At 59.6% G+C, this 25828-nt stretch carries 28 protein-coding genes; 11 read left to right on the top strand and 17 right to left on the bottom strand.

Going from position 1 to position 25828, the window contains the following annotated elements:
- Positions 1 to 108: 108 nt before the first annotated feature.
- The 8 genes from hisG to CFBP1590_RS05395 form a co-directional block, all read right to left on the bottom strand.
- The gene (gene hisG, locus CFBP1590_RS05430; RefSeq protein WP_004881537.1) at positions 109 to 744 is read right to left on the bottom strand and encodes an ATP phosphoribosyltransferase; all 636 of its coding nucleotides are present in this window, start codon (positions 742 to 744) and stop codon (positions 109 to 111) included.
- Positions 745 to 899: 155 nt separating this feature from the next.
- Positions 900 to 2165, bottom strand: coding sequence for a UDP-N-acetylglucosamine 1-carboxyvinyltransferase (gene murA, locus CFBP1590_RS05425; RefSeq protein WP_029243313.1), 1266 nt, complete (start codon positions 2163 to 2165; stop codon positions 900 to 902).
- A gap of 22 nt (positions 2166 to 2187) precedes the next feature.
- Positions 2188 to 2427, bottom strand: coding sequence for a BolA family protein (locus CFBP1590_RS05420; RefSeq protein WP_004881539.1), 240 nt, complete (start codon positions 2425 to 2427; stop codon positions 2188 to 2190).
- Positions 2428 to 2540: 113 nt separating this feature from the next.
- On the bottom strand, positions 2541 to 2846 hold the full coding sequence (locus CFBP1590_RS05415; RefSeq protein WP_029243314.1) for an STAS domain-containing protein: 306 nt from the start codon (positions 2844 to 2846) through the stop codon (positions 2541 to 2543).
- Complete coding sequence (locus tag CFBP1590_RS05410) at positions 2843 to 3496, bottom strand: MlaC/ttg2D family ABC transporter substrate-binding protein (RefSeq protein WP_029243315.1); 654 nt, start codon at positions 3494 to 3496, stop codon at positions 2843 to 2845. The genes CFBP1590_RS05415 and CFBP1590_RS05410 overlap by 4 nt, the downstream gene beginning before the upstream one ends.
- A gap of 10 nt (positions 3497 to 3506) precedes the next feature.
- A complete protein-coding gene (gene mlaD, locus CFBP1590_RS05405; RefSeq protein ID WP_004881542.1) occupies positions 3507 to 3974 on the bottom strand; it encodes an outer membrane lipid asymmetry maintenance protein MlaD in 468 nt (155 codons plus the stop codon).
- Entirely contained in the window at positions 3974 to 4771 is a 798-nt protein-coding gene (gene mlaE / locus CFBP1590_RS05400; RefSeq protein ID WP_004881543.1) for a lipid asymmetry maintenance ABC transporter permease subunit MlaE, read from the bottom strand. The genes mlaD and mlaE overlap by 1 nt, the downstream gene beginning before the upstream one ends.
- Positions 4771 to 5580, bottom strand: coding sequence for an ATP-binding cassette domain-containing protein (locus CFBP1590_RS05395; RefSeq protein ID WP_004881544.1), 810 nt, complete (start codon positions 5578 to 5580; stop codon positions 4771 to 4773). Before CFBP1590_RS05395 ends, mlaE begins: the two co-directional genes overlap by 1 nt.
- A 325-nt stretch (positions 5581 to 5905) precedes the next feature.
- On the opposite strand from CFBP1590_RS05395, the gene CFBP1590_RS05390 reads away from it, so the two are divergent.
- The 10 genes from CFBP1590_RS05390 (at position 5906) to CFBP1590_RS05345 (ending at position 12960) form a co-directional block, all read left to right on the top strand.
- On the top strand, positions 5906 to 6880 hold the full coding sequence (locus CFBP1590_RS05390; RefSeq protein ID WP_043304872.1) for a KpsF/GutQ family sugar-phosphate isomerase: 975 nt from the start codon (positions 5906 to 5908) through the stop codon (positions 6878 to 6880).
- Complete coding sequence (locus tag CFBP1590_RS05385) at positions 6881 to 7420, top strand: KdsC family phosphatase (protein WP_163014619.1); 540 nt, start codon at positions 6881 to 6883, stop codon at positions 7418 to 7420. It abuts the gene before it with no gap.
- A gap of 9 nt (positions 7421 to 7429) precedes the next feature.
- Complete coding sequence (gene lptC / locus CFBP1590_RS05380; protein WP_004881547.1) at positions 7430 to 8002, top strand: LPS export ABC transporter periplasmic protein LptC; 573 nt, start codon at positions 7430 to 7432, stop codon at positions 8000 to 8002.
- A complete protein-coding gene (gene lptA / locus CFBP1590_RS05375) occupies positions 7989 to 8537 on the top strand; it encodes a lipopolysaccharide transport periplasmic protein LptA (RefSeq protein WP_004881548.1) in 549 nt (182 codons plus the stop codon). The genes lptC and lptA overlap by 14 nt, the downstream gene beginning before the upstream one ends.
- Positions 8537 to 9262 (top strand): LPS export ABC transporter ATP-binding protein, encoded by a 726-nt coding sequence (gene lptB / locus CFBP1590_RS05370; protein WP_004881549.1) that lies wholly within the window; start codon positions 8537 to 8539, stop codon positions 9260 to 9262. The genes lptA and lptB overlap by 1 nt, the downstream gene beginning before the upstream one ends.
- Positions 9263 to 9457: 195 nt before the next feature.
- Positions 9458 to 10951: an RNA polymerase factor sigma-54 gene (locus tag CFBP1590_RS05365; protein ID WP_004881550.1), complete on the top strand. Its 1494-nt coding sequence runs from the start codon at positions 9458 to 9460 to the stop codon at positions 10949 to 10951.
- A 74-nt stretch (positions 10952 to 11025) separates the two neighbouring features.
- Positions 11026 to 11334 (top strand): ribosome hibernation-promoting factor, HPF/YfiA family, encoded by a 309-nt coding sequence (gene hpf, locus CFBP1590_RS05360; protein WP_004881551.1) that lies wholly within the window; start codon positions 11026 to 11028, stop codon positions 11332 to 11334.
- Positions 11335 to 11346: 12 nt separating this feature from the next.
- Positions 11347 to 11811: a PTS IIA-like nitrogen regulatory protein PtsN gene (gene ptsN / locus CFBP1590_RS05355; protein ID WP_004881552.1), complete on the top strand. Its 465-nt coding sequence runs from the start codon at positions 11347 to 11349 to the stop codon at positions 11809 to 11811.
- A 2-nt stretch (positions 11812 to 11813) separates the two neighbouring features.
- Complete coding sequence (rapZ, locus tag CFBP1590_RS05350; protein ID WP_004881553.1) at positions 11814 to 12671, top strand: RNase adapter RapZ; 858 nt, start codon at positions 11814 to 11816, stop codon at positions 12669 to 12671.
- Positions 12672 to 12687: 16 nt separating this feature from the next.
- Complete coding sequence (locus CFBP1590_RS05345; RefSeq protein ID WP_004881554.1) at positions 12688 to 12960, top strand: HPr family phosphocarrier protein; 273 nt, start codon at positions 12688 to 12690, stop codon at positions 12958 to 12960.
- A 469-nt stretch (positions 12961 to 13429) separates the two neighbouring features.
- On the opposite strand, the gene CFBP1590_RS05340 is transcribed toward CFBP1590_RS05345, so the two are convergent.
- The 6 genes from CFBP1590_RS05340 to pmbA all read right to left on the bottom strand — a co-directional run bounded on the left by CFBP1590_RS05340 (position 13430) and on the right by pmbA (position 18872).
- Positions 13430 to 14317, bottom strand: coding sequence for a ZIP family metal transporter (locus tag CFBP1590_RS05340; RefSeq protein WP_088234600.1), 888 nt, complete (start codon positions 14315 to 14317; stop codon positions 13430 to 13432).
- Positions 14318 to 14345: 28 nt separating this feature from the next.
- On the bottom strand, positions 14346 to 14957 hold the full coding sequence (locus tag CFBP1590_RS05335) for a superoxide dismutase (protein ID WP_088234599.1): 612 nt from the start codon (positions 14955 to 14957) through the stop codon (positions 14346 to 14348).
- Position 14958: 1 nt separating this feature from the next.
- Positions 14959 to 15420, bottom strand: a complete 462-nt coding sequence (locus CFBP1590_RS05330; protein WP_088234598.1) for a DUF2753 family protein — start codon at positions 15418 to 15420, stop codon at positions 14959 to 14961.
- Positions 15421 to 15452: 32 nt separating this feature from the next.
- Positions 15453 to 16829, bottom strand: a complete 1377-nt coding sequence (locus CFBP1590_RS05325; protein ID WP_088234597.1) for a class II fumarate hydratase — start codon at positions 16827 to 16829, stop codon at positions 15453 to 15455.
- Entirely contained in the window at positions 16822 to 17217 is a 396-nt protein-coding gene (locus CFBP1590_RS05320; RefSeq protein ID WP_025995378.1) for a hypothetical protein, read from the bottom strand. The genes CFBP1590_RS05325 and CFBP1590_RS05320 overlap by 8 nt, the downstream gene beginning before the upstream one ends.
- Before the next feature lie 308 nt (positions 17218 to 17525).
- The gene (gene pmbA / locus CFBP1590_RS05315; protein ID WP_025995379.1) at positions 17526 to 18872 is read right to left on the bottom strand and encodes a metalloprotease PmbA; all 1347 of its coding nucleotides are present in this window, start codon (positions 18870 to 18872) and stop codon (positions 17526 to 17528) included.
- Positions 18873 to 18979: 107 nt separating this feature from the next.
- Between pmbA and yjgA the strand changes: the two genes are divergently transcribed.
- Positions 18980 to 19501, top strand: a complete 522-nt coding sequence (gene yjgA, locus CFBP1590_RS05310; RefSeq protein WP_024687484.1) for a ribosome biogenesis factor YjgA — start codon at positions 18980 to 18982, stop codon at positions 19499 to 19501.
- A gap of 45 nt (positions 19502 to 19546) precedes the next feature.
- On the opposite strand, the gene tldD is transcribed toward yjgA, so the two are convergent.
- From tldD to CFBP1590_RS05295, 3 genes are read right to left on the bottom strand one after another with little or no spacing between them, the layout of a single operon-like run.
- Complete coding sequence (gene tldD, locus CFBP1590_RS05305) at positions 19547 to 20986, bottom strand: metalloprotease TldD (protein WP_025995380.1); 1440 nt, start codon at positions 20984 to 20986, stop codon at positions 19547 to 19549.
- Positions 20987 to 20988: 2 nt separating this feature from the next.
- Positions 20989 to 21834: a carbon-nitrogen hydrolase family protein gene (locus CFBP1590_RS05300; protein WP_043304940.1), complete on the bottom strand. Its 846-nt coding sequence runs from the start codon at positions 21832 to 21834 to the stop codon at positions 20989 to 20991.
- 48 nt (positions 21835 to 21882) lie between these two features.
- A complete protein-coding gene (locus CFBP1590_RS05295) occupies positions 21883 to 25698 on the bottom strand; it encodes a YhdP family protein (protein WP_088234596.1) in 3816 nt (1271 codons plus the stop codon).
- Between the last annotated feature and the right edge of the window lie 130 nt (positions 25699 to 25828).

Below are 25828 nucleotides of genomic sequence, written 5' to 3'. Positions count from 1 at the left end.
ATTGGCGGATGCTCAGGAGCCTAAAGCTACCAAGCTATCCGCGCAGGCACCTGAGAAATTTGGCTATGACACGGATAGCTGGACGCAACTCAACGTTGCGTGATCGGGTCAGCCGCGGTGTCGCGACTCCACTGCCTTGCGCAGGGTGTCGATGAGCGCCTGAATGCGCGCGTGCTGCATTTTCATGGAAGCCTTGTTGACCACCAGACGCGAGCTGATGGTCGCGATCAGTTCCTGCGGTTCAAGACCATTGGCACGCAGGGTGTTGCCGGTGTCGACCACATCGATGATCTTGTCGGCCAGACCGATCAGCGGAGCCAGTTCCATCGAGCCGTACAGCTTGATGATGTCGACCTGACGACCCTGCTCGGCGTAATAACGCTTGGCGACGTTGACGAATTTGGTAGCGACGCGCAGACGGCCCTTGGGCTCTACAGCGCCGATGGCACCGGCGGTCATCAGCTTGCACTTGGCAATCTGCAGATCCAGAGGCTCGTAAAGGCCCTGACCGGTGTATTCCATCAGCACATCCTTGCCCGCCACACCCAGATCGGCGGCGCCATGCTCGACATACGTAGGTACGTCAGTGGCACGCACAATCAGCAGACGCACGTCAGGCTGGGTCGTGGGAATGATGAGCTTGCGGCTCTTGTCCGGATTCTCGGTCGGCACGATGCCTGCTTCAGCGAGAAGCGGCAGGGTGTCGTCAAGAATGCGGCCCTTGGACAGTGCGATGGTCAACATGGGAAACGTAAGTCCTTATCAGGAAACTTTTGGCATGACGCAAACGGCGCATGACAACCCTCCGGCACAGGATGCCCGAGGTGAAACGAATCAGAAATCACACCTGCTATCGAACGACGACCCCGGCGCACGTGAAGCGCCGGGGACGTTCACCACTAGCCCGGAACGCGACGGATCTTGGCGCCCAGCATCTGCAGCTTCTCTTCGATGCACTCGTAACCACGGTCTATGTGGTAGATGCGGTCGATCAGGGTATCGCCTTCAGCGACCAGAGCCGAAATCACCAGACTGGCCGAAGCACGCAGGTCGGTCGCCATCACTGGCGCGCCCTTGAGGCTTGGCATGCCGGTCACGATGGCCGTGTTGCCTTCCACCTGAATGTGCGCGCCCATGCGGTGCATTTCGTACACGTGCATGAAACGGTTTTCGAAGATGGTTTCGATCACTGCGCCAGTGCCTTCAGCGATGGCGTTGAGCGAAATGAACTGCGCCTGCATGTCGGTCGGGAACGCCGGGTAAGGGGCGGTCCGCACGTTCACAGCCTTGGGCCGTTTGCCGTGCATGTTCAGTTCGATCCAGTCGTTGCCGGTGGTGATCTCGGCGCCGGCTTCCTGGAGCTTGAGCAGCACAGCTTCCAGGATGGTCGGATCGGTGTCCTTGACCTTGACGCGACCGCCAGTGACGGCAGCGGCAACCAGATAGGTACCGGTTTCGATACGGTCAGGCATGACCTTGTAGGTCGCCGAACCCAGACGCTTCACGCCATCGATGGTGATGGTGTCGGTGCCTGCGCCGTGGATTTTTGCACCCATGGCGATCAGGAAGTTGGCCAGATCGACCACTTCAGGCTCACGCGCAGCGTTCTGCAGCACGCTGCGACCGTTCGCCAGGCTCGCGGCCATCATGATGTTCTCGGTACCGGTCACGCTCACGGTATCGAAGAAGAAATTGGCACCACGCAGGCCGCCTTCCGGCGCCTTGGCCTTGATGTAGCCGCCTTCGACGTCGATGACCGCGCCCATGGCTTCAAGACCACGGATGTGCAGGTCGACCGGACGCGAACCGATGGCGCAACCGCCAGGCAATGCGACTTCCGCTTCGCCGAAGCGGGCGACCATCGGTCCGAGTACCAGGATCGACGCACGCATGGTCTTGACCAGTTCGTACGGTGCGATGAGGGTCTTGATGGTGCGAGGATCGATTTCCACGCTCAGCTTTTCGTCGATCACAGGCTCGATGCCCATGCGGCCGAACAGCTCGATCATGGTGGTGATGTCGTGCAGGTGCGGCAGGTTCTGAACGGTAACCGGCCCATCGGCCAGCAGGGTCGCAGCCAGGATCGGCAGCGCAGCGTTCTTTGCCCCGGAGATGCGAATTTCGCCATCAAGGCGAGCGCCACCGGTAATAATCAATTTATCCATTAGAATCTCGACACCAATTGGCTCAGGTACGCTCGGCCCAGGCAGCGCGGCTGAAAAATTTCATAGTCACCGCGTGGATACTGCCATCGGCAATCCAAGGGTTCAGATGGGCATAAATCTGTTGCTGACGCTTGACGGGGCTCAATGTGGCCATCTCGTCACTGATCACGTTCAGCTGGAAGTTGCAGCCTTCGCCTTCGACTTCCACGTTGATTTCGGGCAGCTTTCCTTCAAGGAAGGCTTTCACTTCTAGGGCCTGCATGCTTAACCTCGATCGGCGCTGAACGCGCGCGGGTCGGCCATGATACAAAAAAGCCCATGCTATGCGAACCCCGATGACAGGGTGCCGGACAGAGGGCTTTTCCGATTGACCTGTTAATGGATGTCCAGAAGCTCGTTCAGTCCGGAAACCTGGGCAATTTTACGCATGTCTTCGGGCAGCGACTGCACCTTGATCGACTTGCCGGCTTCGCTGGCATCCCGCATGAACGCCAGCAGCAGGGCAAGGCCCACGCTGCTGGATTTCTCGACGCCCGAGCAGTCCAGCGTCAGGGTGTCGAGGTCGCCGGACCTGATCAGCGCCGCGCCCTGCTTGCGCAGTTGCGGCCCGCTGCGGTAATCCAGAACCCCGACCAGCTTCAGCTCGCCAGGCCCGACCAGACGGACAGCTGTCTCAGTCATTGCGCAGGCTTCTGTGCAGCTTCGTCGGTGGTTTCCTTGGCCTTGGCGACTTCGCCAGCCCAGCCATTGATTGTCTTGTCCAGATCGTTGCCGTTGCGCTGCATGGCGTCGGCGAACTGATCGCGGAACAATTTACCAATGTTGATACCGTTGATGATGACGTTACGCACTTTCCATTCACCGTTGACCTTCTCAAGGGTGTAGGAAACCGGGTAGACAGCGCCATTATTACCCTTGACCTGCATGTCTACGCTGGTCCGGTCGGCACCCTCTTCCTTGGCAGGCGAGACGGTAATGCCCTGGTTGTTGTACTCCAGCAAGGCGTTACCGTAGAACTGCATCAGGCTGCGCTTGAAGTTTTCCTGAAAGCGCTGCATCTGCTCAGGCGTGGCCTTGCGCGAATACTTGACCGTCATGATACTGCGGGAAATGCCATCGGCATCCACCACAGGGCCGACGATGCGGTTCAGGGCATCATAGAAGGCGCCTGGATTGGCTTTGTACTGCTCTCTGTTGGTCGCCAGATCGCTCAGCAATTCCTTGGTGGTGCGATCCACAAGGTCGTGGGCCGACGTTGCTGGTGCTGCATTGGCCAGCATCGGCAGTGCGGCCAGCAATACCAAAAGGCCACGGCGCAGAATCGAGATCATTTATAGCTCCTCATTTGGCGTCTTTGCTTACAGTATTGAGCAGGAACTTCCCGATCAGGTCCTCAAGAACGAGGGATGACTGCGTGTCATGGATGGTCGAGCCATCCTTGAGCAGCGCTTGATCGCCACCTACGCTCAAACCAATGTATTTCTCACCCAGCAGACCCGCCGTCAGGATCGACGCCGTGGAGTCTGCCGGAAGGTTGTCTACCTTCTTCTGGATCTCCAGCGTGACACGGCCGGTATAGGTGTCGCGATCCAGATCGATCGCGGTGACCCGGCCGATCGTGACACCGGCCATGCTTACCTTGGCTCTGACAGTCAAACCGGCAATATTGTCGAAGTAGGCATAAAGTTTATAACTGTCGTTGGTCGCACTGGTGCTCAGACCACTGACTCGCAGGGCCAGCAAGAGCAGAGCCAGTATCCCGGCCAGCAGGAACAGGCCGACACCGGTTTCGATGGCGCGGTTTTGCATCAGAAATCTCCAAACATCAAGGCGGTCAAAATAAAGTCCAGGCCCAACACTGCAAGCGAGGCATACACCACGGTCTTGGTCGTCGCACGGCTGATCCCCTCGGAAGTGGGATCGCAGTCATAACCCTGGAAAACGGCAATCCATGTCACCACAAAAGCAAATACGACGCTCTTGATGACCCCATTGAGCACATCGTTCGTGAAGGAAACACTGTTCTGCATGTTCGACCAGAAGGAGCCCTGATAGACGCCCAGCCAGTCGATCGCTACCCAGGATCCACCCCAGATGCCGACCACGCTGAAAATCATCGCCAGAATCGGCAACGAAATGAACCCTGCCCACAGACGCGGCGCAACGATGTACTTGAGCGGATCGACACCGATCATCTCGAGGCTCGACAACTGCTCCGTAGACTTCATGTTGCCGATCTCGGCGGTCAGCGCGGAACCCGCACGACCAGCGAACAGTAGAGCGGTCACGACCGGCCCCAGTTCACGCAACAGCGTCAGCGCAACCATCTGCCCGACCGCCTGCTCGGAACCGTACTTGGTCAGGATGCTGAAACCCTGAAGCGCCAGCACCATGCCGATGAATGCACCGGAGACGACAATAATGACCAGCGACATGACGCCGACCGAATACAGCTGCTTGACCAGCAATTGAAAACTGCTGCCGGTCCCGCCGCGCCCCAGCAGGGCATTGCCGAGAAATATTCCCGAACGCCCCAGAACGGTAACGATATCTATGGCCGCACGCCCGAGCAGGCGGATACGGTCCATCAATGACTTCTTGCGCATCAGCGCTTCCCCAACAGGTCTTCGCGGAAATCCGGCGCAGGATAATGAAATGGCACAGGGCCGTCTGGTTCGCCGGTCATGAATTGACGAATGCGCGGATTGTCCGAGGACATCAGTTCCTGCGGCGTGCCCTGCCCCAGCACCTGTCCGTCACCGACGACGTACAGGTAATCGGCAATGCTCGCGGTTTCGCTCAGGTCATGGGACACCACGATGCTGGTAATGCCCAGTGCATCGTTGAGCAGCCTGATCAGACGCACCAGAACGCCCATTGCAATGGGGTCCTGCCCGACAAAGGGTTCGTCGTACATGAGAATCTGTGGATCAAGGGCAATGGCACGCGCCAGCGCAACACGGCGCTTCATGCCACCTGACAGCTCGTCAGGCATCAGCTCGACCGCTCCGCGCAGCCCGACAGCCTGCAGCTTGAGCAGTACGATATCGCGGATCATCTCTTCCGGCAGTTCGGTGTGAACGCGCAACGGGAACGCCACGTTTTCGAACACGTCCAGATCAGTGAACAGCGCGCCGCTCTGAAACAGCACGCCCATCTGCTTGCGGGCGTCGAACAGGTCACTGCGCGACAGATCCGGCAGGTTCTGGCCGTTGACCCACACCTGACCTTCGCTCGGACGCAGCTGTGCGCCCATCAGGCGCAGCAACGTAGTCTTGCCGCAGCCGGAAGGCCCCATGATCCCGGTGACTTTGCCCCGAGGAATACGAATATCGACATTATTGAAAATGCTGCGCGTGCCGCGTTTGAAGGAAACCCCTTTCAACTCGACCGCGTAAGCGTTATCAGGACTCATCTAAACTCCTTGCGATACAGCCTCCCTCCTCAGCCGCCAACCCCCAAAGGGAGACAAGCCGTCCAGGCGGGCCGAACGAGCGGCGGACTATACCATCGCAGCGACACGCCACCCAAGAAGAGAACCAGTAGGTTCAGATATTCACCGGATAACCATTAAGCGCCCCATCAGCAGCGCCGTTTGCAGTGCAACCTGCACCGCCCAGCTACAGACCCTCCAAAGCGTAGGAAATTCGTTTATAAAAAACACAACGACGATCAGACGTGAGGGAATCGTACATTACCGCTATAATCGCCGCCTTTCAGCAGGCCGACCATTTCAAGTTATGAACCAATCCAGTGACCTGATTCAATCCGCGCAGCGCACCATCCGCCTCGAGATCGAAGCCGTAGAAGGCTTGCTGGGCCGTCTTGATGCCGATTTCGTGCGTGCGTGCGAGATGATCCTGGCCAGCAAGGGACGTGTCGTCGTGGTCGGAATGGGCAAGTCCGGACACATCGGCAACAAGATCGCCGCGACGCTGGCGAGCACCGGCACCACGTCCTTTTTCGTTCATCCGGCCGAAGCGAGCCATGGCGACATGGGCATGATCACCCGTGACGACATCATTCTTGCGCTGTCCAACTCTGGCACTACCAACGAAATCGTCACCCTGCTGCCTCTGATCAAACGACTGGGCATCAGGATGATCAGCCTGACCGGCAACCCCGAGTCGACCCTGGCCAAGGCCGCAGACGTCAATCTGAACGTGCAGGTCGAGCATGAAGCCTGCCCGTTGAATCTGGCGCCAACCTCATCGACTACCGCTACGCTGGTGATGGGTGATGCGCTGGCCGTTGCACTGCTTGAAGCCCGGGGCTTCACAGCCGAAGACTTTGCCTTCTCCCATCCGGGAGGTGCGCTGGGACGACGCCTGCTGCTCAAGGTCGAACACGTCATGCATTCCGGCGACGCCCTGCCGGTGGTTCAACGCGGCACGTTGTTACGCGATGCGCTGCTGGAAATGACGCGCAAGGGCCTGGGCATGACTGCAATTCTGGAAGCCGATGGCACACTGGCCGGAATATTCACCGACGGCGATCTGCGTCGCACACTGGATCGCCCGGTCGACATCCGTGAAACAACCATCGATGAAGTCATGACGGTTCATGGCAAGACGGCCCATGCAGACATGCTGGCCGCCGAAGCCCTGAAAATCATGGAAGACTACAAGATCGGCGCGCTGATCGTGGTTGATGCGAACGACCGACCGACGGGTGCGTTCAACCTGCAGGATCTACTGCGCGCGGGAGTGATGTAAATGCAGACTCAGGCAGCGAACAGCGAACTGATGCAACGCGGCAAAACCATCAAACTGGCGATTTTCGACGTCGATGGCGTACTGACCGATGGCCGGCTGTACTTCCTGGAAGACGGCAGCGAATTCAAGACATTCAACACACTCGACGGCCAAGGCATCAAAATGCTGATAGCCTCAGGAGTGACCACTGCCATTATCAGCGGCAGAAAGACACCTGTGGTCGAGCGCCGGGCAAAAAACCTCGGCATCGAACACCTTTATCAGGGTCGTGAAGACAAGCTGGTGGTGCTGGACCAACTGCTGGCCGAATTGAACCTGAGTTACGAACAGGTCGCCTATCTGGGCGATGATCTGCCAGACTTGCCGGTCATACGACGCGTCGGTCTGGGCATGGCGGTTGCCAATGCGGCCGGCTTTGTCCGCCAACACGCTCATGGCGTTACGCAGGCGCGCGGTGGCGAAGGTGCTGCACGCGAATTCTGCGAACTGATCCTGAGCGCGCAGGGCAACCTTGAAGCGGCCCACTCCGCCTATCTATAGAAGCCATTTATGTTCAGCAAGAAAATTCGAAAGCTGGTGTTTTTCGGGGTGCTGGTACTGCTGTTCGGTGCCGTAGGCTACTGGAACATCAACCCGGAAAGCTTCATGGACCAGCCGGTGAGCTCGGTCGACGAGAACGTCATTGACTACTATGCGGTCAATACGCACACCCATCAGTACCTGCCCGACGGTGGCCTTCAGTACGAAATGACGGCTGACAAGGTCGAGCACATCAAGGCCACTGACGTGACCCTGCTGACCACCCCCGACCTGCAGATGTACCGCGGCACCGAGTTCCCCTGGCATGTGCAGAGCAAACAGGGCGAGGTCTCCCCGGGAGGCGAACAGGTAGAATTGATCGACTCGGTTCGCGTTGCGCGCACTGACGAAAAACAACGTACGACTATCATCACCAGTAGTCGCATGACCGTATTCCCACAGAAGCAATATGCGCAGACCGACCAAGACGTTAGAATCGACGCCGCGGGCGGTGTCACTACGGCCAAGGGAATGAAAGCATATTTGAAAGACAGCAGGATGGACCTGCTGTCCAACGTCAGAGGACAGTATGAGGCTCGTTAAAACTCTTCCTTTTTTGCTCGGCCTGGGCGCAGCACTGGGAAGCGCGAGCGCCTGGTCCCTGCCAACCGACCGTGATCAGCCAATCCACATCCAGTCCGACGATGCGCAGCTTGATGACAAGAAAGGCGTGGCCACCTACAAGGGCAACGTCATCATCACGCAGGGTTCGATGAAGATCACAGGCAACACCGTGACCATCACACGCAACGCTCAGGGCGAAGTGGATATCTTCACGTCTGTCGGCAACCTGGCCTACTACGAGCAGAAGCCGTCGGTGGACAAGCCGATCGTGCAGGCATACGCCGTCACCATTCAGTATTACGCCGCTCAGGACCGTATCGTCCTGATCGACAAGGCCAAGGTCGTCAACGACGGCAACACGTCCGAAGGCGAGAAGATCGTCTATGACACGGTCAGGCAGGTCGTCAGTGCGGGCCGTGCCAATGGTGGCGCGAAAGTGACCACGCCACGTCCACGGATCGACATGGTCATTCAGCCTAAAAAGAAAACCGATCAACCGCAGAAGGCCCAGTAATGGCGACGCTTAAAGCCCAGCATCTGGCTAAAAGCTACAAAAGCCGTCAGGTCGTGCGCGATGTGAGCATTTCCATCGACAGCGGCCAGATTGTCGGTCTGCTGGGCCCCAACGGCGCCGGCAAGACCACCTGCTTCTACATGATTGTCGGGCTGGTACAGGCCGATCAGGGCCGCGTGCTGATCGATGATCTGGACGTCAGCCATCAGCCCATGCACGGCCGCGCCCGTGCAGGTATCGGCTACCTGCCGCAGGAAGCCTCGATCTTCCGCAAGCTGTCGGTCTCCGACAACATCATGGCGATCCTCGAGACCCGCAAGGAACTCGATGCCGCTGCGCGACGCAAGGAACTGGAAAGCCTCCTGCAGGAGTTCCACATCACGCACATTCGCGACAACCTCGGGATGAGCCTCTCGGGTGGCGAACGTCGCCGTGTCGAGATCGCACGCGCGCTGGCGACAGCCCCAAAGTTCATCCTTCTGGACGAACCCTTCGCGGGCGTAGACCCTATTTCAGTCGGCGACATCAAGCAGATCATTCACCACCTCAAGGCCAAGGGCATTGGCGTGCTGATCACGGACCACAACGTTCGCGAGACGCTGGATATCTGTGAAACAGCCTATATCGTCAACGACGGGCAATTGATCGCAGAAGGCGACTCGCAAACCATTCTGGCCAACCAGCTGGTTAAAGAAGTCTATCTGGGTCACGAATTCCGCCTGTAAAAGCCGCATTCGAAAAAGCCGCATCCGGCCTGTCAAGGCCTCCAATACCGGTGCGGCTTGTTGACAACGTATTATTTCTAGTAACGCTCTAGGCAAACGCTCTGCTTTCAGGCATATAATTTGCTTAAGTTGGCGTTTCGGCGCCTGTAGTGGATGGCGCGAGAGCGCCGGCGAATAAGGTGTTTAGCCCCTGCCATGAAACCATCGCTAGTCTTGAGAATGGGCCAGCAGCTGACGATGACACCGCAGCTGCAACAGGCGATCCGCTTACTTCAGCTATCCACACTGGACCTCCAGCAGGAGATCCAGGAGGCGCTGGAATCAAACCCTATGCTGGAACGCCAGGAGGAAGGCGACGACTTCGACAACTCCGACCCGATGGCGGACAACATCGAACAAAAGCCCAACCCCGATGTTCAGGAACCGACCTATCAGGAATCTGCACCTACCGTAGACAACCTTGAAGAAGGTGAATGGAACGAACGCATTCCCAATGAGCTGCCCGTCGACACGGCCTGGGAAGACATCTACCAGACCAGCGCCAGCAGCCTGCCCAGCAATGACGATGATGAATGGGATTTCACCACCCGCACATCCGTTGGCGAAAGCCTGCAAAGCCATCTGCTCTGGCAGCTCAACGTCGCCCCGATGTCCGACAAGGACCGCCTGGTCGCCGTCACGCTGATCGACTGCATCAACAATCAGGGTTATCTCGACGAGACCCTTGAAGAGATTCTCGAATCCTTCGATCCCGAGCTGGATATCGAACTCGATGAGATCGAAGCCGTTCTGCACCGCATACAGCAATTCGAACCGGCCGGTATCGGCGCTCGCACCCTGAGCGAATGCCTGCTGCTGCAACTGCGTCAGCTGCCGGCAAAAACGCCCTGGCTGAGCGAAGCGCAGCGTCTGGTCACCGATTACATCGACCTGCTGGGCAGCCGTGACTACGCCCAGCTCATGCGCCGCATGAAGATCAAGGAAGACGAACTTCGTCAGGTCATCGAACTGGTGCAGAGTCTGAATCCGCGCCCTGGTTCACAGATCGAGTCCACCGAAGCCGAGTACGTCATTCCCGATGTCATCGTGCGCAAGGACAACGAACGCTGGCTGGTGGAGCTGAACCAGGAATCGGTGCCGCGCCTGCGGGTCAATCCGCAATATGCAGGCTTCGTGCGCCGCGCAGACACCAGCGCCGACAACACCTTCATGCGCAATCAGTTGCAGGAAGCCCGCTGGTTCATCAAGAGCCTGCAGAGCCGCAACGAGACGCTGATGAAGGTCGCCACCCAGATCGTCGAGCATCAGCGCGGCTTTCTGGAGTACGGCGATGAGGCCATGAAGCCGCTGGTACTGCACGACATCGCCGAAGCGGTGGGCATGCATGAATCAACGATTTCCCGGGTGACCACGCAGAAGTTCATGCACACGCCACGCGGCATTTACGAGCTGAAATACTTCTTCTCCAGCCATGTCAGCACCTCGGAAGGCGGCGAGTGCTCATCCACGGCAATTCGCGCGATCATCAAAAAACTGGTCGCGGCGGAAAATCAGAAAAAGCCGTTGAGTGATAGCAAGATCGCTGGTTTACTGGAGGCACAAGGCATTCAAGTAGCCCGTCGCACAGTTGCCAAATACCGCGAATCTCTTGGGATTGCACCCTCCAGCGAGCGCAAGCGACTGATGTGATGCAGGCCGAGCCACAGCGTTCCAGTGGCAGGCACCACGCCTGCCTCTTTATGCACTGGCAAAGGAGAAGCTGTATGCAAGTCAACATCAGTGGACACCAACTGGAAGTGACCAAGCCACTTCGTGAATACGTTGAGCTCAAGCTCAAGAAACTCGAAGGGCATTTTGACAAGATTACAAACGTGCAGGTCACGATGGCGGTCGAGAAGCTGAAACAGAAGATCGAAGCCACGCTGCATATCCACGGTGGAGAGGTAGTTGCCAATGCTGAACATGACGACATGTACGCGGCCATCGACCTGCTCACTGACAAGCTCGACAGACAATTGCTCAAGCATAAGGAAAAGCAGCAAAGCATCCTCAAGGGTGCAAACGCTCGCTGACGCTCACCACACATGATCCGACTTGAAGAAATCCTGACCCCCGGCCGTTCCGAAGTGAACGTGCCGGGCGGCAGCAAGAAAAGCGTACTCGAACATATTGCCCGACTGATCGGCCGCGAAGTACCGGGGCTTGATTGGGAAACAGTATTCAAAGCGCTCGTTGCCCGTGAAAAACTGGGATCTACCGGTTTCGGCAATGGCATTGCCATCCCTCACTGCCGTCTTGCCACCTGTGGCGAACCTGTCAGTGCCGTCATTCATCTCAACGATTCCGTGGACTTCGATGCCATCGACGGCGCGCCTGTCGACCTGCTGTTCGTGCTGCTGGTGCCAGAGGCCGCCACAGACAAACACCTGGAGTTGCTGCGCCAGATCGCAAGCATGCTCGACTCCAAGGATGTCCGGACACGACTGCGCAGCGCCAAGACCAATGAAGCGCTCTATCAAGTGGTGCTAGACGTGCAGAACGGCAACTGAACATGCGCATGATCATCGTGAGTGGCCGCTCCGGCTCGGGCAAAAGCACGGCGCTCGATGTACTGGAAGACAGCGGCTTCTACTGCGTCGACAACCTGCCTGCCGGATTGCTTCCGGAGCTCGCCGAACGCGCCTTGATCAATACCGAACTGGCCGAACCGCTGTTGGCCGTTTCCATCGATGCCCGCAACCTGCCCAGTCACCTGACCCGCTTCCCGGCCATGCTCGACGAGGTCCGTGGGCGCAATATCCAGTGCGATGTGCTGTATCTGGATGCCGACGAAGCCACCCTGCTCAAGCGCTTTTCCGAGACCCGCCGCCGCCATCCGCTGAGTACATCGGACCGTTCGCTGGCCGAGGCAATACGTGACGAGAGTACGCTGCTCGGGCCGATCATCGATCTGGCCGATCTCAAGATCAACACGACCCACCTTAATCTCTACCAGCTGCGCGATACGCTCAAGCTGCGCCTGCTGAACAAGCCGGAGCCAGGCACCGCTTTCCTGATCGAGTCGTTCGGCTTCAAGCGCGGCATGCCGGTCGATGCAGATCTGGTCTTTGATGTGCGCTGTCTGCCCAATCCGTACTGGAAACCCGAGCTGCGCGATCATTCGGGACTTGAGCAACCTGTTATCGATTATCTGGCGGTGCAGCCCGACGTTGAAGAAATGTTCCAGGACATCTCTTCCTACCTCGCCAAATGGCTGCCCCGCTTCGCCGCAAGCAATCGCTCCTATGTGACCATTGCCATTGGCTGCACAGGCGGGCATCACCGGTCTGTCTATCTGACGGAGCGACTGGGTCAGGTCCTGCAACCATTACTCAAGAACGTTCAGGTTCGCCACCGCGACCTCAGCTGAAAGGAACACCTTCGCGATGCCCGCTCGTCAAATCACCATCATCAACAAACTGGGCCTGCATGCCCGCGCAGCCGCCAAGTTCGTAGGCGTCGCCGGCAAACACCCTTGCCAGATACGGGTTGGCCGCTCGCCCGAGAGCATGGTCGACGGAAAAAGCATCATGGCCGTGATGATGCTGGCGGCTGGCAAGGGCACCGAGATCCATCTGTCGACTGAAGGCGAAGGCGAGCAGGAAGCACTGGATGGCCTGGTCGAGTTGATCAACAACAAGTTCGACGAAGGCGAGTAAACGAACGCTCTGCACGGCGCTGATCGTTCATCGTTATACGCAAGTTCGCCTCAACACTGATCGTGCCCATCGCTCCGCGTGGGCATGCCTCCCGTGACGCTCCGCGTCACAAATGGCACAGATTGCGGACTCAGTGAGCCGAGCGCATGGCTCAGGTCACCTTTGCGCCCTTACGGCGCGCTACTTTGAGGGACCAAAGTAGCCAAAGTCCTTCGCTCCGGTTCCGGCCCCGGCTTCGCCGCGGTTCCTTCGTCCTGACACTGATTCGGGGGTCGCTGCAAATGGGCCATCCATGGCCCAGTGCAGCTCAATCGGCATCCATGCCGATTGCCCCCCGAATCAGCGCCAGGACTCAGCCTTCACCCACGTCGCAATCGGCGGTGTCCGCACTATCGCGTAAAAAAGCACGGCAGTGCTGCTGTATCGCTGGATAGCCAGATGACTTGTGTATAACGATGAGCGCTGATCGTCAGACCAGCGCTGTATCCAGCACCATCATCAGACAGAACCCTGCAATCAAGCCCAGGCTGGCGATTTTGTTGTGTCCGTTCAGACGCGATTCCGGGATGATTTCGTGGGTCACCACCAGCAGCATGGCTCCCGCTGCCAGTGCCAGACCAAACGGCAACAAGGGTTCGGCAATCGCCACCAGCCAAGCGCCCAGCAGCGCGAACAGCGGCTCGACCAGCCCGGACGCCGCACCGATCAGAAACGCCCTTATCCGAGACATCCCCGCCCCCGCCAGCACCATGGCAATCACCAGCCCCTCGGGCACATCCTGCAAGGCAATGCCGATGGCCAGACTGTCGGCTTCCGACAACCCCCCGCCTGCGGACACACCAATTGCCATGCCCTCTGGAATGTTATGCGCCACGATGGCGATCACGAACAGCCAGATGCGCGGTGCAATTGCCGGGTGATCCTGAATGCCTCCCGACTGCGCACCCTGGGATACGCTGTAATCCACCGCGAACAGGCCAAGGGCACCCAGAACGAGTCCAAGGCTGATCAGGCCGCCAGCGCCCCACGGTGTAAACCCAAGGCCTTCGGCAGCGGCAAGGCCCGGCACGATCAGCGAGAACGCCGTCGCAGCCAGCATCACCCCGGCACCGAAACCCAGCAGACCGTCCGACACCATGATCGGCATCTTGCGGATCACCAACACCGGCACGGCGCCCAGTGCCGTGCCCAGAGCGCAGATAGCGCCACCTTCCAGAGCACGTAACAGGCGCGGCTCAAGGTTCAGCCAGGCCAGCCCTTGAGCCACCAGTAACGCCATACCCGCCAAAAGCAGCACGGTGCCTACTGCAAAACGAAACAACCGGACACTGCTGACAGCGAGTATTTCAGAACGCATAAACGGCCCTGGTTCGTGTTGAGAGAAATCAGGCCAGTGCGGCCTGATAACGTCGGGACACCTCGTCCCAGTTGACGACGTTGTAGAACGCATTGATGTATTCGGGACGACGGTTCTGGTAGCGCAGGTAATAGGCGTGCTCCCACACATCGAGACCGAGAATCGGCGTATTGCCGTTCATCAACGGGCTGTCCTGATTACCACTGCTCTCCACCACGAGTTTCTTGTCTGGCGTCACGCTCAGCCAGGCCCAGCCGCTGCCGAAACGGGTCAGCGCCGCTTTGGTAAAAGCTTCCTTGAAGCTGTCGAAGCCGCCCAACTGGGCGTCGATCGCTTGAGCCACCTCCCCTTTTGGCAGACCGCCACCGTCAGGCACCATGACTTCCCAGAACAACGAATGGTTGGCATGACCGCCGCCCTGATTGATCACCGCTGGACGCAGGTTTTCAGGCAGCTGCTTGACGCTGGCGACCAGCTTTTCGATGGGCCACTCGGCGTATTCGGTGCCCTCGACCGCAGCATTGAGGTTGTTGATGTACGTCTGATGGTGCTTGGTGTAATGGATCTCCATGGTTTGCGCATCAATGTGCGGCTCCAGGGCATCGTAGGCGTAAGGCAGTTCGGGAAGGGTGTAAGGCATTTCAATGTGCTCCGTAGAAAAGACCGGGGTTGGCCGCTGAATCGTGCTGCAACGAGGAGCGAGTGTGTTCACTGCTGCTGTTGAGAAGTCGATGCGTGCGCGGGTATTCGCCGTGTTCACTGATGAAACCCAACAGTTCGACGTAGGTTTTACTGCTGTGCCGCAACGCAGCCTGGCGCAGCGCAGGCTGCAGGCGCTGGTCCTGCATGGTTCGCAGCAGATGCTGGTGGATCGCGCAGAGGTATTCGGCGCTCTCCTCCGGCTGGCCCAGACTCAAATGCAGATCGGCCAGGTTGTGATGGGAAATGACACAGGCCGCGACGGCCTCGTCGGCATCCGGCCAGCGCTCGAACAGCACCTGTGCCAGCGCCAGCGCCTGGAGGTACAGCTCACGGGCCTCGACCCATTCGCCGAGATTGAAACAGCGATTGGCCAGTTCAATGGTGCGTTTCCAATACTGCATGACCTACCTCCAGGTGCGTTGGCCGGACCGAATCAGATGCCGCCGGCGGTGAGTTTTTCGGGGTTGAGCAACACTTCCAGCTGGTCGCGTTGCAGATCGGTGTGTTCCAGCGCAACGTCGATCACCGGACGACCTTCCTGATAGGCTTTTTTGGCGATTTCAGCGGCCTTCTGGTATCCGATGATCGGATTGAGCGCCGTGACCAGAATCGGATTGCGCGACAGCGCTTCCTTGAGCTTGGTCTCGTTGACCTTGAAGCTGGCAATCGCCTTGTCCGCCAGCAACCTGCTGGAATTGGCCAGCAATTCAATGCTGCTGAGCAGGTTCTGGGCGATGATCGGCAGCATCACATTGAGTTCGAAGTTGCCGGACTGACCCGCCACCGTGATGGTGGCGTCGTTGCCGATGACCTGCGCGGCCACCATCGCCGTGGCTTCCGGGATCACCGGATTGACCTTGCCCGGCATGATCGAGGAGCCCGGTTGCAGCGCTTCAAGCTCGATTTCACCCAGACCTGCCAAGGGGCCGGAATTCATCCAGCGCAGATCGTTGGCAATCTTCATCAGCGAAACGGCCGTTGCCTTGAGCTGGCCCGAGACGGCAACAGCGGTGTCCTGTGAGCCGATCAACGCGAACAGGTCCTTGCCCTGCGTGAACGTGACGCCACTCAGTGTGCTGAGATGTGCGCTGAAACGGGCCGCAAACTCGGGATGCGCATTGATCCCGGTGCCGACTGCCGTACCGCCCTGCGCCAGAGAATGCAGGCTGGGTTGCAGGCCTTGAAGATGTTCGATGTTGGCGCGGATCTGCTGCGACCAGCCGTTGAGTACCTGACTCATGCGCACCGGCATGGCGTCCATCAGGTGCGTGCGGCCGGTCTTGACGAAGGCGTGAACCTGCACGGCCTTGTGCTCGGTGACCTGCACCAGATGATTCAGGGCAGGCAGCAATTGCTCATGCAGCGCCAGCGCGGCGCTGACGTGAATCGTCGTCGGGATGATGTCGTTACTGCTTTGTCCGCAGTTGACGTGATCGTTGGGGTTGACCGGCTCACCCAGAATGCGGGTAGCCAGCGTGGCGATCACCTCGTTGGCGTTCATGTTGGTGCTGGTCCCCGACCCGGTCTGGAAGATGTCCACCGGGAAATGGGTCATGAAATCGCCGCTCAGCAATTCCTCGACTGCGCCGACAATTGCCTTGCTCTGGCCTTCGCTGATCTGCTGCAGCTCAAGATTGGCGTGAGCCGCCGCTGCCTTGGCCAGCAACAGCGCGCGAACGAACTGCCGGGGCATGCGCTGATGGCTGATCGGGAAGTTATCCACCGCACGCTGAGTCTGTGCGCCATACAGAGCCTCGGCCGGCACCTGCAACGGGCCCATGCTGTCGCGTTCGATACGGGTATTACTCATCGCAATGTCCTTGCACCAGTTCAGAGGGAGAAATCGAGGGTTGCAGCACGCAGGACGCCAGTTGATGAACACAGGCTTCCCAGCGCTGACGGCGGGCAGGCGTAGAGGCAAGCGCCTCGACATCGCGCAACGGTCGCCAGGCCTGATCCAGACACAGGCAGCGCCAATGCCAGGGCAGCATCGTGTCGCGGGCGGTGTCCATCAGCAGACGAAAGGAGGTTTCGGCGATCAGGGCGTGAGGCGTGGCGGTGAAACGCGCCAGATACCGCCCTTCGGCCAGGTAATGCTCGATAAGTCGCGGCTCGTCAGGCTCAAGGGCGCAGCGAATCCGCAGGCTCAAACCACGCCAGTTTTCCAGATAAGGCAGCTCGTGAAGCACAGATCCCATGACCGCATCTCAATGTGAAATGAGATTCATTATTGAATGAGATCAAGAATCAAAACAAGAGTTGAGTTGGATCGGAGTGACAGGAGGGGCAAGGAACCCCGGCAAAGCCGGGGCTGCAACCGGAACGAAGGAGTTGCTTACTTCGCTCCGTCAAATTGAGTCGCCGAGGGGCGAAAAGGTGACGTGAGTCTTGCGCCCGGCTGACTGAAACGACCATCCGTGCCATTTGTGACGCGGAGCGTCACGGGAGGCATGCCCACGCGGAGCGATGGGACGATCAGTGTCGAGACAGGCGCTTAACCATCGGATCAGCTGCCAGCAACCGTCATGCGCTCGATCAGCACGGAGCCGGTGCGAATGTTGCTGCGCAGCTCGACATCGCTGCCAACGGCGACGATCTGCTTGAACATGTCGCGCATGTTGCCGGCAATGGTCACTTCCTGAACCGGGAACTGAATCTCGCCGTTTTCGACCCAAAAACCTGCTGCACCGCGTGAGTAATCGCCGGTAACCATGTTCAGGCCGCTGCCCATCAGTTCGGTGACCAGCAGGCCACGGCCCATGCGCCGGATCAGCGCGTCCTGGTCTTCCGTGCCATGGGTGACAAACAGGTTGTGCACACCGCCCGCGTTTGCGGTGCTCGGCATGCCCAGTTTGCGGCCCGAATAGGTACTGAGGATGTAGGAAACCAGATCGCCCTTCTCCACGAATGGCTTGGCGTAGGTCGCCAGGCCGTCGCTGTCGAACGCCGAGCTGCCCATGGCGCGCATCAGGTGTGGGCGTTCGTCGATGGTCATCCACTCGGGAAACAGCCGCTGGCCCAGCGAATCCTGCAGAAATGAGGATTTGCGGTACAGCGTGCCGCCGGAAATCGCGCCCAGCAGGCTGCCAAACAGACCGCCCGCCAATTCGGCGGAAAACAGCACCGGCACTTCGCAGGTCGGCACCGGACGTGCGCCCAGACGGCTCGCTGCCCGCTGTGCAGCCTTGCGACCGATGCTCTCGGCATCTGCCAGCAACTGGCCCTGACGATTGACGTCGTACCAATAATCGCGCTGCATCTGGCCTTCGCCTTCGGCAATCATCACGCAACTGAGGCTGTGTCGGGTCGACGCATAGCCACCGATAAAGCCGTTGCTGTTGCCGTACACGCGGCAGCCCTGGTGGGTATTGAGCGTGGTGCCGTCGGCGTTCTTGATGCGAGGGTCTGCGTCAAACGCCGCAGCCTCACACAGCAGCGCCTTCTCGATCGACTGCTCGGGCGTGATGTCCCAGGCGTGATAGAGATCGAAATCCTGGATGTCCCTGGCCATCAACGCGGCGTCAGCCAGGCCCGAGCTTTCATCCTCGGACGTATGCTCGGCAATAGCCAGTGCGGCGGCAACGGTTTCACGGATCGCGTCAGCGCCGGTGGCCGAGGTGCTGGCCGAGCCTTTGCGCTGGCCGACGTACAAGGTGATGCCAAACCCCTGATCGCGGTTGAATTCGACCGTTTCGACTTCGCGCTGTCGCACCGAAGTCGACAGTCCCTGCTCCAGCGACACCGCGACTTCACAGGCGCTGGCGCCCTGACGCCTGGCTTCGGCAATGATTTGCTCGACCTGCTCCTGCAGTTCAGGCAAGGCCTGTGGGCCGACGCTTTGGGTTGCACTCATGATTTTCTCCATCAAATTCTGCTTTCGGCACAGGCCGAATACCGACCGGGCCGGACAAGCGGCCCCCGACTGGTTATCATGGCGGCGTTTCTTTGCGGACTGCCCCCATGGTTGATTCTTACGACGACTCCCTCGACGGGGAGAAAAGCAAAACCCAGGTCAAACGAGAGCTGCATGCTCTGGTTGATCTCGGCGAGCGGCTGACGACACTCAAAGCCGATGTGCTGGCCAAGCTGCCGTTGACCGATGCGCTGCGCAAGGCTCTGGCCGAAGCGCCGAAGCACACGGCCAACATTGCGCGCAAGCGGCACATCCTGTTCATCGGCAAGCTGATGCGCGATCAGGATCAGGAAGCCATTCTGGTTTTGCTGGACCAACTCGATGCCTCCACTCGCCAGTACAACGAACGTTTCCACGGTCTGGAGCGCTGGCGTGATCGTCTGATTGCGGGTGATGACAGCGACTTGGAAAAATTCGTGGTCGAGTACCCGGATGCCGACCGCCAGCAACTGCGTTCCTTGATCCGTCAGGCTCAACACGAAGTTGCACGCAACAAACCGCCGGCCACCAGCCGCAAAATCTTCAAATACATCCGTGAGCTGGACGAAATCCAACGCGGCTTGCGTTGATCTTGACCTCGGGACTGGCCAGCATCAGCCAGTCCCGGCTCATCTTCAGTTACCCGTACCGCCAACCGTGATTGCGTCGATCTTCAGCGTAGGCTGACCCACGCCGACCGGTACCGATTGCCCGTCCTTGCCGCACGTACCGACACCGCTGTCCAGCGACAGGTCGTTACCCACCATCGAAACCCTGCTCATCGCCTCCGGCCCATTGCCGATCAAGGTCGCACCTTTGACAGGCGCGGTGATCTTGCCGTCTTCGATCAGGTAAGCCTCACTGGTAGAGAACACGAACTTGCCGCTGGTGATATCCACCTGACCGCCGCCCAGATTGGCGCAGTAGATACCGCGCTTCACCGACGCAATGATTTCCTGTGGATCGCTCTGACCGCCCAGCATGTAGGTGTTGGTCATGCGTGGCATCGGCAGATGCGCGTAGGATTCGCGACGGCCGTTGCCGGTCCGCGCCACGCCCATCAGCCGTGCGTTCAATTTGTCCTGCATGTAGCCCTTGAGCACGCCGTTCTCGATCAGGGTCGTGCATTCGGTCGGGGTGCCCTCGTCATCGACGCTCAACGAGCCGCGACGCCCGGCCAGCGTGCCGTCATCGACGATGGTGCACAGCTTGGAGGCCACCATCTCGCCCATCCGACCGCTGTAGGCCGAGCTGCCCTTGCGGTTGAAGTCGCCTTCCAGACCATGGCCTACCGCTTCATGCAGCAGAACGCCTGACCAGCCGGAACCCAGCACAACCGGCAAGGTGCCTGCCGGTGCAGGAATGGCTTCCAGATTGACCAGCGCCTGACGCAGCGCTTCGCGGGCATAGCCCATGGCGCGGTCGTCGGTCAGGAAATAACGGTAGTCGGTACGCCCACCGCCACCATGCCCGCCCCGCTCGCGACGGCCGTTCTGCTCGACGATCACGCTGACGTTGAAACGCACCAGCGGCCGCACATCAGCGGCCAGGCTTCCGTCCGCCGCTGCCACCAGAATCCGCTCCCAGACGCCAGCCATGTTGACCGAAACCTGCTGAATGCGCGGATCCAGCGCACGAGTTGCTACGTCGATACGCTTGAGCAACTCGACCTTTTCGGCACGGGTCAGCACTTCCAGCGGATTATCCGGCGCATAAAGCTGAGCCACGTCCTGCGACGTGAATGCCTGCACGCGACCATTCTGGCCTGCGCGGGAGATGGAACGGGCGGCACGCGCGGCGGTGAGCAGCGCTTCCTCGGTGATCGCGTTGCTGTAGGCGAAACCGGTTTTCTCACCGGACTGGGCACGCACGCCCACACCCTGGTCGAGGTTGAAGCTGCCTTCCTTGACGATCCCGTCTTCGAGCGCCCAGGACTCGGAAATCATGCCTTGAAAATACAGATCAGCCGCGTCGATACCCGGACCGGCCAGCTCGCCCAGCACCGATTGCAGGCTGTCGAGGCTCAGGCCGCCCGGGGCCAGAAGGTGTTCACTGACTGAGGACACGTCACTCATATTCACTCCGAAGCAGGCCGCAAGGCGTCCTGCGAAAAAAAGCGCCGGTGACTGGACACCGGCATCCGCGCCCGTATGGACGCCTGTTCTTCACTGTCTCGTGTGGCCAGCAGCACGGTTTCACCCTGCGCCTGCTGAGCCAGGACCCGCCCCCATGGGTCGATGATGGCCGCGTGTCCGTATGTTTCCCGTGGTCCTGGATGCACCCCGCCTTGTGCGGCTGCCAGCAGATAGCACTGGGTTTCGATGGCCCGCGCCCGGATCAGAATGTCCCAGTGCGCAGCGCCTGTGACAGCCGTGAACGCCGATGGCGCAGTGATCAGCTCGGCACCGGCCTCACGCAGCGCGGTGTACAGCTCTGGGAAGCGCAGGTCATAACAGACGCTCAGCCCGAGCCGTCCAACCGGCGTGTCGACCACCACCACGTTGTTTCCATGAGCATAGTCATCCGATTCCCGGTAGCGACCTCGATTGTCTGCAACGTCCACATCGAACAGGTGCAACTTGTCGTAACGCGCAACCTGCTGGCCATGCTCATCGATCAGCAACGAGCAGGCCGTGACCTTGCCATCAGGCTGATCATCGGGCGGGAGGGGAATCGTTCCGGCAACTATCCATAACTTGAGGTCGCGAGCGGCCTGTTTCAACCACGGCAGGATCAATCCCTGACCTGCGGCTTCGGCACGACCGATAGCGGCAGCGTCGCGACGGCCCATGGCGGCGAAATTCTCGGGCAGCACCGCAAGCCGGGCGCCGCCCTTGGCGGCCTGCTCAAGCAATGCGCGTGCACGGGCAAGGTTACCGGCCACGTCGCTCTGGCTGACCATCTGAATCACTGCAAAAGACATGGCGACCCTTTTTTGAATGACATGGGCACCACTGTACTCCATGCCGCGCTATTGAGGCTTTTCAAAAGGCTTGTCGAAGGTAATCTTCGGTTCTTTCCACGGGCCTTCGACTTTGTACTGCACGCTGGCGAACCGGGCCACCTTGTCACCCAGCAGCTTGTCCACCAGGAACAAAGCGCCACCGATGGCTGGCGCGCCAACGATCAGCGCTGCAATCGGCAGATTGTTGGTGACCGGCAATGTCACCAGCAACTTGGCATCGACCCGGTCCTTGACCATGTCCAGCGTACCGTTGAGCTCAAGGTTGCTGGACGGCCCCGTCAACGTGATCGGGTTGCGGGTGACATACACACCCTCACTTGCTACCAACAGGCCCTTGACTCGGTCGTAGCTGAGCCCCTTGCCCAGCAGGTCAGAGAAGTCCAGACGCAGACGGCGGCCGATGGAGTTGAAGTTCAGCAACCCGAACACCCGAAGCGCCTGTGCACCGCCTTCGACCTCGACGAACTGACCGCTGCGCAAAGTGGCATCAAGGCTGCCGGAATAGCGCTTGAGCCCTACCCACGCCGGGGAGCCAGGCCAGCGTCCGTCGAAATTCATCTCGAACGTCTCACTGGTGACGGTAGGCGCGAAATTCCAGGCTTTCAGCACATCGGCGAGGTTCTTGCCGCCCAGCCGCCCTTTGAACCAACTGCTGCTCGATCCGGGGGCGCCCTCCCAGACACCCTCGCCTTCCAGCAGAATGCCTTTGAGCCCCAGGCTCAGATCAGTCATGCGAATGCCGGTCGCCGTAGGCCGGATTTTCAATGCCCACGCCCCCAACAATTGATCGCCTTGAAATAGTTGGGAAATCTTCACATCCAACGCAGGGATCTTGCTGGGATCTACATCTGCCAGCGGATCTGGCGCATTCTCGACCACCACCGCCTTGGGGTCGGCAGCGGGCAGCTTTACGTAAAGCAGATTGATGCCGATTGGCGCGGACTTGGCGTCAGGCAGCGAAGCGCTGCCCTTGACCAGCGCACTGTCCAACGACAACTGCCATGCCGCAGCGCTGCGTTGCAGTTGAACGCGCACATCGTCCAGCGTCGTGCCCATTGCCGTGAGTTTGCCGAGCTGCAGATCCACGCTGCTGAGCAACTGTCGGGCGTTACCGCCCGGGTCACCGCCGGAATAACGATCGGCAATCGCCTGCCAGGGCGCAACATCCAGCTCGTTCAGACTACCGCTGAGGCGCAGCCCTTTGGCGTCCGGCACGATTGCACCGCCCTGTCCCAGGAACAGTTCACCACGTCCATCCGCAAACTTTCCGGCGGGCGCAGCGAATGCCAGGTTGGCGATGTCACCGTAAGCTGCGCCAAAACGGCGTTCCGCACCCTGCAAGGTCATGCGGAATTCGCTGTCGCGCTCCTGCTCGGCAGTCTTGCCGAACGGCGCGGGCAGGTCGATTGCAACACCTTTCAGGGGAGAAGTGATCAACAGCGGGCTGTCCTTGCCGTCCAGTGTCAGTTGCAGCTGGAACGGAAGGTCGCCAGAGACGGGCAACGCCTGTTTCACGTCAAGCCAGTCGGTCAGTTTCTTGATCGTGATCTGCCCGTTGGCCATGATCCGGGTCACGTTGGCTCCCGGCTTGCCTTCGGCAGCGATCTCCGCCGTGACCGGTCGGTCGAATGCCTGGGCGCGAATGCCTTTGCCGCTGAGCCCCTTGTCACTGTCGAAGCGGAAGTCGCCCCTGAGTTTTGTCAGGTCCAGTATCGGATCGGCCAGTTTCAGACGCGCATCACGGGTGCTGAAGTCCACCACCACCTTCGGCTCGACGCCCTTGGCCAGCGGAATATCCAGTTTCAGCTTGCCCTCCAGCGGCCCCTCGCCCTGCCACCCGGCAAAGGTACTGCCGGTGCCGATCGGTGCTTCCTGAAGAATCTTCATGCCATCGGCCACGGTGCCGGAAACGTTGCCGTCCACCAGCAGGTGGCTGTCCTTGCCGGACTCGACATGAGGAATATTGACCAGCACGTTACTGACCTGAGTGTTCAGAATCTGCCCTTTGCTGGCCTTGACGCGCACACCGCTGTTCTCGACATACACCTTGCCATCAACGCCAGTCAGCGAAGGCCAGCCCGGCTGGAAAGCCAGCGTCGCGTTGCTCACATCGAAGAACAGGCTGATGACTCGCGCTGTGTCGGGAGAGCTTTTGTTCAACGAACCCTGATACTGGAAGAAGCCCTGATTGACGGCACCACTGACAATGGCGGTGCGCAGCCAGCGGTCCAGTTCCGGGCTCAGGACGGCAGGCAGGTATTTGCTGGTGTAACGACCATCGCCATCGACCATACCGACCCGCAGGTCCATGTAGTCTTCCTGGTCATGCTTGAGGTGGATGCGGATCAGGAAGTCCGCTGCGATCTTGCCTTCATCGCCCTGAACCTTGATGTAGGGCGCAATCAGGGTGAATGCCTGATCGTCCAGCTTCCAGGTCAGGCGTGCGTTGGCTTTCTGATAGCGCCAGGGTTTGGCGAAGATCGGGTCCAGATGCAGCATGAAGTCGCTGGTGTCCAGACGCAGCTCGCCCTGCCCGAGGTCGCCACTGATCGCACCGCTGACATTCGCGGCAGCCGGCGCGTCGTGGTAGGCATTGAAACTTACCTTGTCGAGGTTGGCGGCAAAGCCCAGACGCTTGTCGCCTGTGGCCTGCGGGCGGTAATCGAGCAACACGTTACGCAACCCGCCCTTTACCTTCAGACCGTCGACAACGGCCATCACCTTGTCCGGCAGCGGTGCCAGCGAGTCAATCAGCGGGGTCAGCGGCGTCAGGTCCAGACGGTCGGCCTGCACATGCCACAGTTCTTCACTGTCGGGCGTTGCGGCTGTCTGCGTGGCCAGCAAACGGCTTTCCCAGCGGTTGCTGCCCAGACTCATGGCCAGCGAATCCAGTTTAAGGTCCATGCCCTTGTCGGTGCGCTCGAACCAGGCATTCAGCGCAAGATCATCGATGGTCGACGGCTTGCGTCCCGCATAGACACCCTTGAGTTGCGGGGCATGCACCCGGGCAGCCGCGCTCTTAACGCCGCCCTGGCTCCAGCTCAGCCAGAATTCGCCACCCGCCTTCAATGTGGTAACCGTCCAATCTCGGGTCAGGCTCCTGGGCAGCCACTTGGCCCAATCGCTCTGGGGCAGGCTGGCATAGAGATCAGCTTCGCCTTCTTTCCAGCGACTGGCCTCGATACGCGTATTCAGGTTCAACGCCAGCGGCTGACCGTCAGGCAGCGTCAGCCGCGCATCCAGCCGCTGGTGATAACTGCCCGTGGCCAGACTCAGATTGACGTACGTCAGGGTCAGCGGGGACTCGCCAAACGGGTGAACAGTGACCTGACTGTTGAGCAACGACAGGCGCGAGACCATCTGCAGTTGAGTGAGGATCTTCTGCGGATCGACAGGGCTGTCATCCTTGACCGGCAAGCCTTGCACCGACCACTTGCCGTCCTGATCCTGCCGGACGATGACCTGCAAGCCATCGACTTCAAGGTGGGCAAGCCGCACATCACGCGCCAGCAGACTCTCCCACAGGTCGGGAACCACCCTGACACTGTCCAGACGCAACGCACTGCTGCCTTCACCGACCATGACGTCGTTGGCCTGCACCACCGGCGCGAAACCGCTCCAGTTGCCTTCCAGGCTGCCAATGCTGACGGGCATGCCCAAGGCCGTGCTGACGCGGGTTTCGACATCGACACGGTATTCGGCAACCATTGGCGCCAACTGACGACCCAGGCTCACATAGAGCGCAGCCAGCACCAGCAACAGTGCGCAGAGACCCAGGCTCCAGCGGGTGATGCCTGCAACGACACGTGGAAGACGCTGCATATCAGCACGCCCTCCGCAGCACGCATGGCCAGCGACGATGCACGACACAAACCCGACTCAAACAGCCTGGGAGGATCAGGTACAGGTTTTGCTCATTCGCCACGCATCATTCTCGATATAAGGGTAGGCC

It is taken from the genome of Pseudomonas viridiflava, assembly GCF_900184295.1.
Classification (GTDB): Bacteria; Pseudomonadota; Gammaproteobacteria; order Pseudomonadales; family Pseudomonadaceae; genus Aquipseudomonas; species Aquipseudomonas viridiflava.
This window is presented reverse-complemented; position numbering and strand designations above follow the sequence as displayed.